13 protein-coding genes are annotated in these 14933 nt (G+C 63.6%); 3 read left to right on the top strand and 10 right to left on the bottom strand.

From position 1 onward, the window contains the following. Positions 1-159 precede the first annotated feature (159 nt). A complete protein-coding gene (locus IAG25_RS30150; RefSeq protein WP_187608229.1) occupies positions 160-390 on the bottom strand; it encodes a DUF3717 domain-containing protein in 231 nt (76 codons plus the stop codon). 179 nt (positions 391-569) lie between these two features. On the opposite strand from IAG25_RS30150, the gene IAG25_RS30155 reads away from it, so the two are divergent. After that, the gene (locus IAG25_RS30155; RefSeq protein WP_035499390.1) at positions 570-1256 is read left to right on the top strand and encodes a response regulator transcription factor; all 687 of its coding nucleotides are present in this window, start codon (positions 570-572) and stop codon (positions 1254-1256) included. A gap of 20 nt (positions 1257-1276) precedes the next feature. Continuing rightward, positions 1277-2791, top strand: coding sequence for a sensor histidine kinase (locus tag IAG25_RS30160; RefSeq protein WP_255504039.1), 1515 nt, complete (start codon positions 1277-1279; stop codon positions 2789-2791). 54 nt (positions 2792-2845) lie between these two features. On the opposite strand, the gene IAG25_RS30165 is transcribed toward IAG25_RS30160, so the two are convergent. From IAG25_RS30165 to IAG25_RS30200, 8 genes are all read right to left on the bottom strand, one after another. Then, positions 2846-3310: an SET domain-containing protein gene (locus tag IAG25_RS30165; protein ID WP_187608105.1), complete on the bottom strand. Its 465-nt coding sequence runs from the start codon at positions 3308-3310 to the stop codon at positions 2846-2848. Between the two features lie 180 nt (positions 3311-3490). After that, the gene (locus IAG25_RS30170) at positions 3491-4603 is read right to left on the bottom strand and encodes an NADH:flavin oxidoreductase/NADH oxidase (RefSeq protein ID WP_187608106.1); all 1113 of its coding nucleotides are present in this window, start codon (positions 4601-4603) and stop codon (positions 3491-3493) included. Between the two features lie 110 nt (positions 4604-4713). After that, positions 4714-5439 carry a glutamine amidotransferase gene (locus IAG25_RS30175; protein WP_187608107.1) on the bottom strand — a complete coding sequence of 242 codons (726 nt, stop codon included), beginning with the start codon at positions 5437-5439 and terminating at the stop codon, positions 4714-4716. A 134-nt stretch (positions 5440-5573) separates the two neighbouring features. After that, on the bottom strand, positions 5574-6218 hold the full coding sequence (locus IAG25_RS30180; protein ID WP_035499399.1) for a MarR family winged helix-turn-helix transcriptional regulator: 645 nt from the start codon (positions 6216-6218) through the stop codon (positions 5574-5576). Positions 6219-6947: 729 nt separating this feature from the next. Next, positions 6948-8060: a YbdK family carboxylate-amine ligase gene (locus IAG25_RS30185; protein WP_187608108.1), complete on the bottom strand. Its 1113-nt coding sequence runs from the start codon at positions 8058-8060 to the stop codon at positions 6948-6950. A gap of 42 nt (positions 8061-8102) precedes the next feature. After that, positions 8103-9305 (bottom strand): cation:proton antiporter, encoded by a 1203-nt coding sequence (locus IAG25_RS30190; protein ID WP_035499403.1) that lies wholly within the window; start codon positions 9303-9305, stop codon positions 8103-8105. 821 nt (positions 9306-10126) lie between these two features. Continuing rightward, entirely contained in the window at positions 10127-11929 is a 1803-nt protein-coding gene (gene mnmC / locus IAG25_RS30195) for a bifunctional tRNA (5-methylaminomethyl-2-thiouridine)(34)-methyltransferase MnmD/FAD-dependent 5-carboxymethylaminomethyl-2-thiouridine(34) oxidoreductase MnmC (RefSeq protein ID WP_187608109.1), read from the bottom strand. 18 nt (positions 11930-11947) lie between these two features. Then, positions 11948-12970 carry a VTT domain-containing protein gene (locus IAG25_RS30200; RefSeq protein ID WP_187608110.1) on the bottom strand — a complete coding sequence of 341 codons (1023 nt, stop codon included), beginning with the start codon at positions 12968-12970 and terminating at the stop codon, positions 11948-11950. Between the two features lie 297 nt (positions 12971-13267). On the opposite strand from IAG25_RS30200, the gene IAG25_RS30205 reads away from it, so the two are divergent. Then, a complete protein-coding gene (locus IAG25_RS30205; protein ID WP_008352404.1) occupies positions 13268-13546 on the top strand; it encodes an HU family DNA-binding protein in 279 nt (92 codons plus the stop codon). 110 nt (positions 13547-13656) lie between these two features. Here IAG25_RS30205 and IAG25_RS30210 read toward each other — a convergent pair whose 3' ends face one another. Continuing rightward, positions 13657-14919 carry a GTP-binding protein gene (locus IAG25_RS30210; RefSeq protein WP_187608111.1) on the bottom strand — a complete coding sequence of 421 codons (1263 nt, stop codon included), beginning with the start codon at positions 14917-14919 and terminating at the stop codon, positions 13657-13659. Positions 14920-14933 lie beyond the last annotated feature (14 nt).

A 14933-nucleotide genomic window follows, 5' to 3' on the forward strand; every position in this document is an offset into this window, starting at 1 on the left:
CGCGCGCATTATGACGAATTGCTTACGGCAGCAAACAAGGTAACGCGCGTGTTACCAATCATGACACCGCGAAAGGCGAAAACTGCGCGCCTTTCCGCGAAAACGGGATAAATGGAAGCATTCGAACAGGAAAAAGAAAGCTTGAATGTCAGGTAGCTTTCAGTCTCGGCTACCATTCCTGAAGCGCTCGTAAGCTTCCCACGCAGCGCGAGCGTCGACGTCCAGTTGCTCGGGTAGCACGCTGGACTGACGCTGTACAATCAGCAGCGCATAGGGCCTGGACAGCGCGCTCGCCTCCTTGCAGAGGCTGAGTTCGTCGCCGCTAGACGGGGAGCGGCCGCGCCAGTAGTTGATCGCGGCTTCGAGTTCGTTGATCGAGATGACAGCCATGTCCGGGCGGAAATACATTCGGTGTACGGCTGCTCGCGGCTTCCGGGATACGGTCGCGCAACGCCGCATGAGATATGAGTTTTAAACCGGCTCGAGCCCGCGCCGCCCCGTCGTGCATGTGAGCATGTCACCGACCGCCCCGCCCGCTTGAGCTCAACCCATTGTACTTGAGCGACTCCATGCGAATCCTTCTGATCGAAGACGACCGCCCCATCGCGCGCGGCATTCAAAGCAGCCTCGAACAATCCGGCTTCACAGTCGACATGGTGCACGACGGCATCTTCGCCGAGCAGGCGCTCGCGCAGAACCGCCATGAACTGGTCATTCTCGATCTGGGCTTGCCCGGCATCGACGGCATGACGCTGCTCTCGCGTTTTCGCCAGAGCAACCGCCATACGCCGGTGATCATCCTCACCGCGCGCGACGAACTGCACGACCGCGTGCAAGGCTTGAACAGCGGCGCCGACGACTACATGCTGAAGCCCTTCGAGCCGCAGGAACTCGAAGCGCGCATCCGCGCGGTGATGCGCCGCAGCGGCCCGCACGGCGACGTGCCGCGCCCCGAAGTGACGCTGGGCGGTCTGCGTCTGTCGGGCGTCGATCGCCGCATCTTCAACGACGAACGTCCGCTCGAACTCTCGCCGCGTGAATTCGCCGTGCTCGAAATGCTGCTGCTGCGACACGGCCGCGTCGTGAGCAAGGCGCAGTTGCAGGATCACCTGACGCACTTCGGCGGCGATCTCGGCGATACGGCCATCGAAGTCTATGTGCATCGGGTGCGCAAGAAACTCGAAAACACGCGCGTCGAGATCGTGACGGTGCGGGGCTTCGGCTATCTGCTTCAGGAGATCCGGCAAGCGGCTTGACGCGCCTGCCGTAGACCGCCTTGCGACTTCCCACCCGCCGCGCGGGCGATCAGCGTTTCGCCCGCGAAGACTGGCTCGATCTGGCGCGATCGAAAGCCACCGAGACGCCGGCGCCCCCGAGTCTGCGGCGCACCCTGCTGCGCCGCCTCGCCGCGCCGCTGTCCCTGCTCGCGCTGATGAGCGGCCTCATGGCGTACTGGCTCGCCTGGCAGTACACGCAGCACGTCGTCGATCGCTCTCTCGCGGATCTCGCCACCGCCATCTCCAAGCAGATTCAGCTCGCGGGCGTCGATGCCCCCGTCACCGTTCCGCCGCTCGCGCAGGCGATGTTCTCGGACCCCGTCGAGCAGCTCATCTATCGCATCAGCACGGGCGATGACGAAATCGCCGGCGAACCCGATCTGCCGCTCACCGGCACCAACGTGCGGCGCATCCACTATGCGTATGTGTTCGAGACGCACTTTCAGGGCGTCTCCGTGCGCGCGGCGCAGGTGCGCGTGCCGCAGCCGACCGGCAATCCGATCGTCGTCGAGGTGGCGCAGCGCGTCGGCTCGCGGTATCGGATCGCGGTAGAGTTTCTGATCGCGATCATGATGCCGCTCGCGCTGCTGCTGCTCGCCGGCTGGGTGATCGTGTGGCGCGTCGTGAATCAGCAATTGAATCCGCTCACCGATCTCGCCGACGCGCTCAACCAGCAAACGCACATCTCGCTCGAACCCGTCGACGAGACTTTCGTTCCCGGCGAAATCCGTCCGCTCACGAGCGCGATGAACGCCCTGCTCGTGCGCCTGCAGACCGCGCTCGACGCGCAACGCAAGTTCATCGCCGATGCCGCGCATCAACTGCGCACGCCGCTGACCGCAGTCAAGCTTCACGCGGAGCAGGCGCTCAGCTCGCGCGATCCGAACAAAGCCATCGAGGCGGTGAAGGAGTTGCGCGCGTCGGCGGATCGTGCGGTGCGTCTTTCGAATCAGCTGCTTTCGCTCGCGCGCGCCGAGCCGGGCGAACAGGCAGCGCGTTTCGCCGATTTCGACCTCGCCGCGCTCGCCTTCGAAACCGGCGCGGAATGGGTGCCGCGTGCACTCGCCGCCCAGGTCGATCTTGGCTTTCAGCGTCTCGACGATCCCGAGAACGAGCATCCGCTGATCGTGCGCGGCAATGTCGTGCTTTCCCGCGAAGTGCTCGCCAATCTGATCGACAACGCGCTCAAGTACATTCCGCCGTTCCGCGTCGAAGGCGCGCGCATCACGATGACGGTCACGGAATGGAGCGACGCGAACGGCCGCCGCTTCGGCGAAGTCATCGTGGAGGACAACGGCCCGGGCGTGCCGTCGGATCAGCAGCCGGATCTCTTCAAGCGCTTTTTCCGCGGCGACGGACAGAGCGTGGAAGGCGGCGCGGGACTCGGGCTCGCGATCGTTCACGACATCATGGCGCTGCACGGCGGCACCGTGCATTACGAGGACGCGCCCGAAGGTGGCGCGCGCTTCATCGTGCGGATGCCGCTCAAGGAAGAGAAGCCCGTCGCGGAATGAAAAAGAGCCACGCTCTCTCGCGTGGCTCTTTCGAATCGAAGAAGCAGGCGCGGCCTACTTTTTCTTCTTCTCCTTTTTCACCGCGAGCATCGTGCCACGGCATTTCCTTGCGCCGCATCGGCACTCGTATTCCTTCTTGAGCTTCTTCGTAATGCGGCCTTCGATAACGAGCCCGTAGTCGTAGTTCAGTTCTTCTTCCGCCTCGATATCGCGCAACGCGTGAATGAACACGCGCCCTTCGACTTCCTCGGCCTCGCAATTCGGCGCGCACGAATGGTTGATGTACTTCGCGCTGTTCCCTTCGATCTTGCCGTCGATTACGCGGCCGTCGTCGAGTGCGAAGTAGAACGTGTGGTTCGGCTCTTCGGGGTTGTGCGGATGGCGGCGCAGCGCTTCCTTCCATGAAATGCGCTCGCCTTTGTATTCCATCACCTGCTCGCCCGCGGCAATCCGCTTCACGGCAAACACGCCCTTGCCATGTACGCCGGAGCGGCGAACGGTGACCCTGCGTGAACTCATCGAACGAATCCTTAAATAACGCTTCGCTCCCGCGCGATCGGGATGAACATCGGGATGAAAAAAAACGCGGTGGCCTCGAAGGCGCCGCGTTCACTCGGTTGAACGCTCGCGCTCAACACACCGGTATCCTACACTCCCGGCGCGCGAATGCTCAACCGTCCGGATGATGTTCGAGCGTTTTCAACGTTGCCCGATGGTGATCTCGCCGAAGAGATTCTTCTGTTCGCGCGGCTGCGAACGCCAGTACTGGGGAGGCGCATCGACGGTCGCGCCGAGCTCGGCGGCGGCGTGCCACGGCCAGCGCGGATCGTAGAGCATCGCGCGCGCCATCGCGACGTAATCGGCCTGGCCGCTCGCCACGATCTCTTCCGCTTCCTTCGCCTCGGTGATCAGCCCGACAGCGACGGTGTTCACGCCCGTCGCTTCCTTCACGGCTTTCGCGGACGGCACCTGATAGCCCGACGACAACGGGATCTTCTGCAACGGCGAGACGCCGCCAGACGATACATCGATCCAGTCGACGCCGCGCTTCTTCAGCTCCGACGCGAACGCGATCGTATCCTCGATGCCCCATCCGCCTTCGACCCAATCGGTGGCGGAGACGCGCACGCCGACGGGCTTGTCGGCGGGAAACGCGGCGCGCACGGCATCGAAGATTTCGAGCGGATAACGCATGCGATTTTCGAGCGAGTCGCCGTATTCGTCGGTGCGCTGATTGGCGATCGGCGACAGGAACTGATGCAGCAGATAGCCATGCGCGCAGTGCACTTCGATGCCGTCGATACCAAGCCGAGCCGCACGTTTCGCCGAGGCGACGAACGCTTCCTTCACGCGGATCAGACCAGCCGCGTCGAGCGCGAGCGGCGGCGTTTCTTCCGGCTTGTGCGGGATGGCCGATGGTGCGTAGGTCATCCAGCCGCCGTCGGCGACGGAGATCAACTGCCCGCCTTCCCACGGCTTGCGGCTCGATGCCTTGCGGCCCGCGTGCGACAACTGCATCGTCACCGCGATCTTCGAATACTGGCGGATCGCGGCGAGCACCGGACGCAGCGCGGCTTCGGTGGCGTCGTCCCAGAGACCGAGATCGCCCGGCGTGATGCGGCCGTCCGGCTCGACGGAGGTCGCCTCGATGAAGAGCATGGCCGCGCCCGACAGCGCGAGATGGCCCAGATGGATCATGTGCCATGCCGTGGCCTCGCCGCGCTCGGCGGAGTACTGGCACATCGGCGACACGAAGATGCGGTTGGGGAGCTGGAGGCTGCGGAGGGTCGTGGGAGTGAACAGCGCGCTCATGGCGGTGACTCGTCGCTAGAAAGGAGCGATCGAGAATAGCACCGCGATTTCTTTCGTGCAGGGACGCGCACCGCACGAGACGCGGCGCAATGGTTCATACCATCACACGTTCAGCGCGCGTCCACCACGGCGAAGCGGTCGAGCCATTCGCCGAACATCGCGCGGGCGGCGCGTTCGAGTGTCGCGCCATGACGCATGGTGTCCTCGCGCAGCGCGGCGACCGTCGTGCCGCTCCGCGCGATATCGCCCGGATACGTGACGAGCCAGCTCTCGAAGCGCTCGACCAGCACTTCCGGATGGCATTGCAGCGCGAGAACGTGCTCGCCCCAGGAAAACGCCTGATGCGCGCATGAATCGGTGGATGCGAGCAGGGTCGCGTCCGTGGGAAGATCGAAGGTATCGCCGTGCCAGTGGAAGACCGGCACGGGCGCGCCATCGGCTTCGAGATGCCGCAGCGCGGACGCGCGTCCTGCATCCGTCAATTCGAGCGGCGACCAGCCGAGTTCGAGCTTGTCCGACGGATACACGCGTGCACCGAGCGCCCGCGCGATCAGCTGTGAGCCGAGACAGATGCCGATCGTCGGCAAGCCCGCGGCGATGCGTTTTTCGAGCATGGAGAGAAGCGGCGCGAGATGCGGATAATGCGCGTCCTCGTAGGCGCCGATCGGGCCGCCGAGCACGACGAGCAAGGAAGGATCGAGCGGATTGGGCGCGTCGATGCGGCCGCGCCCGACGTCCAGATAGCGCACCAGATGGCCGCGATCGCCGAGCACGTGTTCGAGGCTGCCCAGATCTTCGAAATAGACGTGGCGAATCGCCAGGACTTCATGTTTCATCGGCGGCTTTCTCGGGACGGAGTAGTGACGAGCCTCGCCTCGCGGCGAGGCGCGACGGGCACAGTCTAACCGACTCGCCGCGGCCTCACAGCGCCGGATGACGCCAGAAACGCTTTTTACCCGGTCGACCCTAATCAGGCGATCTGGGCAAAGACCTTCCAGCTTTTCTTCTGCGTGGCGACGTCGGCTTCTTCGTATACCGAACAGTCGAGACGCAGATCCGTGTCCGCCATGTCGATCTGCAGAAGCGCGCAGTGATGCGGCGCCTTCTTGGGATTCTTGCTCGCCTCGAAATGCGAGCAGGAGAGACACATGCGGTGCGCCGGAATCTGCTGCTGCGATTCGAGCTGACGGATGGTCTTGAGCAGCGTGCGATAGAACGCCACCTGCTCGTCCTCGCGCAGCGTGCCGACCGCCTTCGCGAGGAAGTCCGGCCATTGCAGCGCCTTCTTCGCAGCCGTGCGGCCACGCGCGGTCAGCCGCACCGCGAGCGCGCGGCCGTCGTCGATCGCGCGACGCTTTTCGACGAGACCCTTGCCTTCGAGCGTGCTCACCGCATCGCTCGTCGTGGCGGCGGTCAGCGCCGTTTCACGCGCGATCTCGCCGAGGCGCATCGGCCCCTTGCGCTGCATCAGCAGAACGAGAATTTCACCCTGGGTCGGCGTCAGCCCCGCGCCTTCCGCCCATTCCCATGCCTGGCTGCGCATCGCGGTGCTCAGCCTCAGCAGGCCGTGGGTCACCCGCCCCGTCGCCTGCTCTCCGTAAACGCCTTCACTCATAGTCTTTCGCTTGTTGTTCCGCTTATGTGTTCTGACGGCACGCTCGCGCCAACCACCGCGAACACCTCGTTCGAAACGCCGCTCGCAGAAAATACTCCGAACACCTTGCGAACTACGCTTCGTCCTCGGTCCCCGCCGTCTCAAAATTCAGGCGTGCCAAGCCAATTAGCGGTGCCTGAATGGGGACATTTGCAACCCTCTTCCTATGCGCCGTCTTATGGTCCTGCTCGTGGCGCTGTTTTCCTGCCGACTATAACGCTATGCCAGCAAAGTCGCCATTCTAAGCGACATAGAACAAACGTACACCTTAATTATCCACGCAGAACTGTGGATAACCCGTGGAAAAGCGTCTTCTTTTATGTGTGCGTATTCTTGATAACACTTGGCCTCAAGTCGAGCACCTTTCCGTTGTCCAGAATTCCCTGTGGCGACGCCTGCGCATACCGCGTGGTTATCATCGCGCTAGCGCGTTGACTCTGCACCTCTTTTTGACGTTTTCCACAGCGTCGCGCAAGACTTGTTAACTTCTATTACGTCTGTATACGGATTTCTCGAAGAAATCCTTAGGGACGTCGAATCGGTTCTTCTTCAAACGTTGCCGCGAGCGCTTTATTCCCCTTGCTCGTCAAGCACATGTTTCATACCGACCAAAGTTAAAGGCCGCTTCGCAGTGTTTCCGAAGCGGCCTTTCGTGATGATTCGCTGGCTGGTGTCAGCGTAAGCGTGATGTTATCGACGCCATTGCAAACATTGCTGCCTGACGGCCTCGTGTAGAGATTTTTCCTTGTCGACCACGCCTCGCAGCCAGGTCGCGTCATTGACGCCGCGCGCGATATCGGCCACTTCCGCGAGCGCGGCTTGCGAACCGAGCGCTTCGGCATGCGGCGCGAGCACATCGAGCGTCGCGAGAATGTCTTCGCCGATGGTCCGCCGCTCGCCCGTCTGCGGATGGATGCACGTGCCTTCCAGTCCGAAGCGGCACGCCTCGAAGCGGTTGAACGTGTAGACGAGATAATCGTCCTCGCGCGGCGTGAGCGGTTTGTCGAGCAGCAGATAGCGCGACAGCGTCTGGATGTAGCAGGCGATCGCGGCCGCCTTGTCGACGGAAAGCGGCGTGTCCATCACGCGCACTTCGATCGTTCCGAAGCCGGGCTTCGGCCGGATATCCCAGTAGAAGTCCTTCATGCTGTTGACGACGCCCGTATTGACCATCTTCGAGAAGTACTCTTCGAAGCCGTCCCAGGTCAGCACGAAGGGCGCGCGCCCCGACAGCGGAAAAGCGAATACCGAATTCAGTCGCGCCGAATGGAACCCCGTGTCGACGCCCTGGATGTACGGCGACGACGCTGAAAGCGCGATGAAATGCGGGATATAGCGCGACATCGAATGCAGCAGGAAGAGTGCGCTGTTCGGATCGGGACAACCGATGTGAACGTGCTGGCCGAACACCGTGAACTGCTTGGCGAGGTATCCGTACAGTTCGGAGATGTACTGGAAGCGCGGCGCGTCGTAGATCTGGCGATCGCTCCATTGCTGGAATGCGTGCGTGCCGCCGCCCGCGAGCCCGACGTTCAGCTGGTCCGCCGCGGCGACGAGCGTATCGCGGATCTTGCGGAGGTCCGTGACGGCCTGCTCGTGCGTCGTGCAGATGCCGGTCGAAAGCTCGATCATGCTTTCGGTGATTTCCGGCGTGATGTTGCCCGGAATCTTTTCGTCCTTGATGAGACGCATGAGGTCCGACGCGGCGCGCGTCAGATCATAGTCGTGCGTGTTGACGACCTGGATTTCCAGCTCGACGCCGAACGTGAACGGCTCGGAGTTGATGAAAGGTTCGAGTGCCATGACGCCTCTTGAATGATCAATGCCTGGGCAGGGCGGGCGCGATCACTCGCGCCGCTCGCCGACTGCCGACAGGCTACGGTACACCACGAAAGGCGAGACGATCTGCAGCACGACGATCGAGCACATGATGATCGCGCGCAGCGTCGGATCGTAGTCCGGATAGAGCACGTACATGTCGTCGACGAGCACGTACGCGAGCGCCGACATCGGCGTCAGCGCGACGCCGAGTGCCGCGCCTTGCTTCCAGTCGAGTCCGCTCGGCTTCGCGAAAATCAGCACGCCGACGAGCTTGCCGACGAAACGCGCGACGATCAGCCCGAGCGCCGCGACGCCGCCGAGCGCGATATCGCGCCAGTGGAACGACGTCAGCGTCAGCGCAAAAAGAATGACGGTGAGCAGCCATCCGGCGGAGCCGAAATGCGACGGCCAGAGTTGCGGCCGCTCGTCGGCATTCTTCACGATGATGCCCGCGGCGAGCAGCGCGAGAATCGTCGATAGCTTGAAGATGTGCGCGACCGCGATCGCCAGCAGCACGAGCCCGAATAGCGCGACGAATGAATGCTCGTCGTTGGCGGGCAGACGCCGGACCAGCATGTTGCAGGCACGCGCGAGCAGGAACGCGAGCACCAGCGAGCCGATCAGAAGATAGAGCGGCTGCAGGATCGTCGCGAGCGCATTGCCGTAGATTTCCTGATGCAGCACGCCGGCCGCGAGCTTCTCCACGATCACCGCGTACATGCTGTTCAGCGCGGTCAGCGTCAAGAGACGCTGCGTGACCTGGCCTTCGGCGCGCAGTTCGGTCTTCAGCTGAATGACCATCGCGGGCGACGTGGCCATCGCGATGGCCGCGACCACGACCGATGGCATCGTCGGTACGTTGAGCAGCGTCAGCGCAATCAGCACGAGGCCGAACGTGAGCGTCGACTCGGCGATGCTCGACAGAATCAGATACGGATTGCGGCGGATCCAGCGCAGATCGAGCCGCCCGCCCAGTTCGAAGAGCAGCAGCCCGAGCGCTACATCGAGCAGCGGCCGCGACAGGCCGCCCGCGCTCGAGTCGATCACGCCGAGACCCGCGTTGCCAGCGATCAGCCCGATCACCGCGAAACCGGTGATGCGCGGCAGGCGCCACGCACGCCATAAAAGCTCTCCGGCGAGTCCCGCCGTAATGAGCGCGAGACCGGCCCAGAAAATGGCATCGGGTTCGAGCGGCCAGACGGGCAAAAATGAAAATGCCGAATTCATCGTATTGGCTTCTCCTTCGTAGCTGCAGCAGAGCGTGCACGTTCCGTTGCGTGACTCGCATCGACGGCGCGCGCTCGCGGGCGAGGCGCATCCGCCCGGCTATGCGAGCGTTGGTTCATTCAGGCGAAACGAAATGCGAACGAACACGGCGTCACGGTCGGGCCGTGCACGGATTAGACGACGCGTTCGGCTGGCTGCGATGCGCCTTGCACGCGCCCAATGTCGCACCGGAGATCTCGGATCCGTGTGACACGGGCAACACATGCGGCGCCTGCTCGAATGCCGGGCCGAACACAGCAAACGACGGCGCGGCTTCGTTGATCAGATTCTTGGCGCGCAACCATCGTTCCATTGAAGCGGTCGCCGTCCGAACGGCGCGACGCAGGAAGAAGCGCGATTGTGCCATACCTCGGTTCCCCTGACAGAAAGTCCAAGCTCCTGATTCTTATGAAGTAAAAGCGACTGCCTGTTCTCGTCCCGGCTGGAAAGGCTGACCGGTTGCTGCTTTCATGGCGTCCGGACTTTCCGTTTACGCCCGACCGATGGCCTCGCCGTCAGGTGTTTACAGGTTTACTGTATATAAACGTAGTAGTAGTTAACAAGAGCCCGCCGCTTCTGTGGATAACCTCGGTTTCGTCTTTTCATTCAATCATTTGGACAAAGCAGAAGCGGGCAGTAAACATGTTGGCGCGACGCGGTCAACCCGGAACAACTTCTGGGCGCGTAAACGTGACGGTGCAGTTGTCCCGTTTACGTGCACATCGCGTTCACAAGAGTTTCGCCTGCAATTCGACGGGTTATCCACAGCGCGCCGAGAACAACTATGTCGAGCCGGTTTCTCCATGACGAAGTGCCCTGAGCAAAAATCGGGCGGGGTCGATGGCGTCGGCGAGTTCGCGTTCGATGAGCCACGGTTCTCCTTCGACCTGCGATGCGATCAGTTCGGCCGCGAGCGTCGCCCAGACGAGCCCGCGCGAGCCGAATGCGAACGCGCCATATAGACCCGCCATGCGCGGCAGATCGAGCGGCCACGCGCCCGAAAGCCGATGCGCATCGCGGCGCGCGGAGCTCTCATCGGCGAGCTGGCCGATCATCGGCATGCGGTCGCTCGTCACGCAGCGGAACGCGACGCGGCCCGCGCGGATTTCTCCCGGCACGCGCGAGAGATCCGGCAACATGCCCGCAACGCGCTCGATGTTCTCCCGATGCCCGGCGTCGCGGATGTCGCGGTCGGGATCGTCGATGTCATAGGTCGCACCGATGAGCGCGCCGTCCGCGCCAAGCGGCACCGCGTAACCTTCGCCGACGACCGGCGCGCGCAGGGCATCGAGCGCGGATGAATCGAGCACGGTGAGCTGACCGCGCACGTTGCGTGTCGGCGCACCGTACAGACCGGCGAGACGCGCGGCATCGTGTGCGTTCGCGAGCACCATCACCGGCGCGCTGGCGATCTCGCCGCCGCTCGAATCGAAGGCTGTCCAGACGTGGCCATCGTGCGCGATGCGCGTCACTTCGGTCTTCATGCGCGGCGTGATCCGGGCCGCGCCGTCGGCAAGTTGCGCAGCGCAAACGGCCGCGGGCGAGATCGCGCCGCCGCGCGGAAAGAACCATCCGCCGCGTGCGACATCGACGCCAGCGATGCGCGATGCATCGTCGCGCGTCATCGGCTGCACGTAGTCGGATGGATACGCGAAGCGCGCGATGGCGCCGGCGAGGGCATCGGCGTCGTCGGGGGTATCGGCGATCTGAAGCAGGCCCGCGTCGCTGCGCATCAGGTCGTGATTCGTATCTTCGAGCGCGTGCCATCGGTGCAATGCGTAGAGAAAGCCCGCGCGCGTGAGGCGAGCGGCGACGCTGTCGTCGCGCCAGACGATAGGATGAAACACGCCCGCCGGATTGCCCGATGCATCGCGCGCGGGCAACGCGTGACGATCGATCAACGTGACTCGCCAGCCACGCCCGGCGAGCCGCGCGCTCACCGCGCAGCCCGCGAGTCCCGCGCCGATGACGATGGCCTCGCGTGTTCTCGCAGCGCAAGGAAGCGGCGGTTCGTGGCGGCGCACGCGCCAGCGCGGGGCGAAGCGTGCGAAGAGCGGCGTGTCCGTCGCCACCGACAGGCACTCGAAGCCCGACGATTCCATTGCGCGGCGCAAGGGCACTTGAAGCGGCCCGGACACGTTCGCGCAGACCGTCGCGCCGTCGCCGGCGAAACGCGCGAGCGTCTTGCACAGCTTGCGCGGATCGTCGGTTGCTTCGAGATGGAACGCATCGGCGCGCAGCCAGAGTTTCGACAGCATCTCGTGCGCGTCATCGCCGATGGCGAGCGTCAGCACCACGCGTCCTTCGTCGAACTCCAGCCGATGCACGCCCTGCACGCGCATCGGCCACGCACGCGCGAGCTCGGTTGCGAGCGGCGATGCGTCATCGGTCGAAGGCGCATCGTCCAGCGCGTTCAGCGTCGCAGTGGCCACGACATGCAGCCGGTCGCAACGTTCATCGTCGTCGCGCCAGCGCTGCCAAAGAGGAAGGAAGGCGCTGAACGTCGTATCGACGAAGGTGAAGACGCGCGTGCGCCGCCAGCGCGCGGGAAGATCGTGCGGCGCGAAAAGCAGGGATTCGGTCATGCGATAGGGAAAGACAAATCAGGCGGAAGACGACTTGGCGATGACCCGCGCGACGCCGTTCACCGCGTCTTCGATCATCAACGGTTCGAGCGCGTAGCCCGCCGCTCGCCATGCCGCGAGTCCGCCGAGCAGCGGTGCGACATCGTGGAAGCCATGCGCGACCAGCTCCTTGGCGGCGAGCGCCGCGGACACTTCGCTCGGACAGTCGCAGTACGTCACGAGCTTGCGGTCGCGGGCGATGCCGGCGAGCTGCGTGGCGGCGTCGTCGTGGAGGAGCAGCGCGCCGGGAATGGCGAACGGGTCCATCGCGCGTCGTTCGCGGCGGCGCACGTCGATGACGAGCGGCGGCGGTTCGCCATCGAGCAGCCTGCGCAGCATCGCGATATCGATGCGCGCCATGCGCAGCCTGCGCAACAGCGACACGCGCTGCCACCAGCGCACGGCGAGATAGAGCGCGAGCGCGATGACCGCGAGCACGATCACGCCGCGTCCGAACAGGTCGAGCCAGGCGAGCGCGCGATCGACGAGATCGGCGAAGATCGCGCCGAATGCGACGCCGATGCCGGACCACAGCAGCGCGCCGAGCGCGTCATAAAAGAGAAAGCTGGACAAGCCGATGCCGGTCGCGCCCGCGACGGGAATCGCGAGCGTCGACAAGCCGGGAATGAATTTCGACAATGCGAGGATGCGCACGCCGAAGCGCCCGAAGAAGTCGAGGCTGCGGTTCACGCAGGTATCGCGCGAGATCGAGACCTTGCACATGAAGGCGAGCACGCGGCTCCCGTAGCGCCGTCCGAGCCAGAACCAAAGCGTGTCGCCGATGAGCGCGGCAACGCTGGCCGTGACGACGATCGCCGCGAGCGGCTCCCACGCACCCGACGCGAAGCCCGAAACCGCACCCGATGCGAAGCTCGCGGAGACCGTGATCGCACCCGTCAAAACCAATGTGGGCAAGGCTGGGAGCGGCAGGCCGAGGCATTCGAGCAGAACGTTGGCAAAAACCAACGGCAGGCCGTATTCGATGATCAGCTCGCGTAGCATGGATCGGACCCAGTTGTTCTGCGCTGAAAAAACCGCCGGGAGCCCAAAAAATATAAGGGTAAATCTTTGAAACCCTTATCCTGATTGGGTTTGCGCTGCGCTATCATACCAAGCGCCGCGTATAGAGGCGGCGTGAAGGCGACGAAGTGGAGCAATGCCGGTGAGATGGCGCGTAACAACGCCGATTCGTCGGGCGGGCGCGCCAGAAGGCCGTCCCTACTCGACTGCACGGTTTGCGCACGTATAATCGGCGCGTTCGCGCTGTTCGTGTCAACCTAAACTGATAAAGGAACCTTAATGAACAAACAGGAATTGATCGACGCCGTAGCCGCTCAGACCGGCGCCAGCAAGGCTCAAACCGGCGAAACGCTGGACACGTTGCTCGAAGTGATCAAGAAGGCTGTCTCGAAAGGTGACGCAGTGCAGTTGATCGGCTTCGGCAGCTTCGGCTCGGGAAAGCGCGCAGCGCGCACCGGCCGCAATCCGAAGACTGGCGAGTCCATCAAGATTCCGGCCGCAAAGACGGTCAAGTTTACGGCTGGCAAGGCATTCAAGGACGCAGTGAACAAGCGGTAAGCTTCTTGCCGATTGTGCGGCTACTCGAATCGAAGTAGCCCGATATACATAACCCGCCATTGGCGGGTTTTTTTTCGGCTGTGTGTTTCGCCTTCGAAGCGGTCAAGCCTTCAGTGCCGATGATCGTCGCAATCGCAATGGGGACCATGATCGTGGTCATGGTCGTGATCGTGTTCTTCGACTTCCCACGCGGGGAACGGATCGGCGAAGCGTTGCCAGCCATCGAGGCCGAGCGCCCATTCGTCGTCGGTCCGAAGGCATGCGTCGAACTTGTCCTGCCATGCGGTCTGATCGAGATGCTCGCCGATCAGCACCAGTTCCTGCCGACGGTCACCGATGCTGTTGTCATCCGGATCGCCATACCATTCCGCAACGATCTCCGCTTCGAGTTCGGGGTCGTCGGTCGGCCATTCGCTGCGATCTTGCGCCGCCCACCAAAGCCCCGCCGGACCATGCCGGACCGTGCCGCCCGCTTGCGATAGCGAACCGCCGACATCGCTGCGCGTCGCGAGCCAGAAGAAGCCTTTCGCGCGCAGGACGCCGGGCCATTCCTGATGCAGCAGGTTCCACAGGCGCTCGGGATGAAACGGCCGGCGCGCGCGATACACGAAATGGCCGACGCCGGATGCATCGGGTTCGTCGCTCGCAGCATGCTCGCCGTTGAGAATCGCGAGCCAGCCGGGCGCGCTCGCGGTCGCATCGAAATCGAAGCGGCCGGTGTTCAGCACATCGCCGGAAGGCACGTTGCCCGCTTGCGCCCGCACCTGGAGCGCGCGCGGATTGAGGCCGTGCAGGATGCGCGCGATTCGTTCCACTTCGTCCGCGCTGGCGAGATCGATCTTGTTGATGACGATGACATCGCAGAACTCGATCTGTTCGACGAGCGTTTCGACGACTGTCTGATCGTCTTCGTCGTCGTGGCCTTCTTGCGCAAGACCGCGCTCGGCGAGCGAATCCGAAGAGGCATAGTCGCGCAGGAAGCTCGCAGCATCGATCACGGTGACGAAAGTGTCGAGATGCGCGCGGCCTGCGAGCGTCGCGTCGTCGTCATCGCCGAACGCGAGATGCTCGGCGATCGTCATGGGATGAGCGACGCCCGGCAACTCGACGACGATCGCATCGAAGCGCTGCTGTTCCGCGATCCAGGTGATCGCGCTTTCGAGCGCTTCCATCGACTGGTCGCAGAGCGTCAGGACGAGGCAGCCGTTGGGCAGTTCGGTGGTTTCGCGATCCGCGGCGGACGCGGCCTTGCCGCATGTCACGGCGCCGATGCGGATGTCGTCGGCGTTGGCGAGCAGGGCATCGACGAGCGTGGTCTTACCCGCGCCGGTGAATCCCGATAGCACGGTAATGGGCAATGGCGTCTGGTTCATCGCAGTGGAAGCGT

Origin of the sequence: Caballeronia sp. EK (assembly GCF_014384845.1) — a bacterium.
GTDB classification, from domain to species: domain Bacteria; phylum Pseudomonadota; class Gammaproteobacteria; order Burkholderiales; family Burkholderiaceae; genus Caballeronia; species Caballeronia jiangsuensis.